The 358-nt window shown below is 62.3% G+C and carries 1 protein-coding gene; it reads right to left on the reverse strand.

Annotated features, from left to right (window positions below):
• Positions 1-358, reverse strand: a 358-nt coding sequence (locus E1297_RS00490) for an electron transfer flavoprotein subunit alpha/FixB family protein (RefSeq protein ID WP_196223082.1), incomplete at both ends; no start/stop codon positions are given.

The raw sequence follows: 358 nt of genomic DNA on the forward strand, positions 1-358 counted from the left end.
CTGACCCACCTGCCAGTCGTTCGGGGCATACCCGGCATCAACCGCGGCACGGGACGCGCCAACAGCTGCGCCAAGTGCATCTGCCACCGGCATGATGACTTCCTGGAACTTTTCTTCCGATCCAAGCGCACGGCCACCGGAAACGATGATCTTCGCAGAGGTCAGTTCCGGACGGTCGGACTTGGACAGTTCCGCACCCACGAAGCTCGACAGATCGGTGCCGGAGGCAGCAGCGGCATCTTCAACCGATGCGGATCCGCCTTCACCGGCTGCCTGGAAGCTTGCGGTCCGAACGGTGATGACCTTCTTGGCATCGCCGGACTTGACCGTCTGGATCGCGTTGCCTGCGTAGATCGGA

Source organism: Roseibium sp. RKSG952, assembly GCF_009711355.1.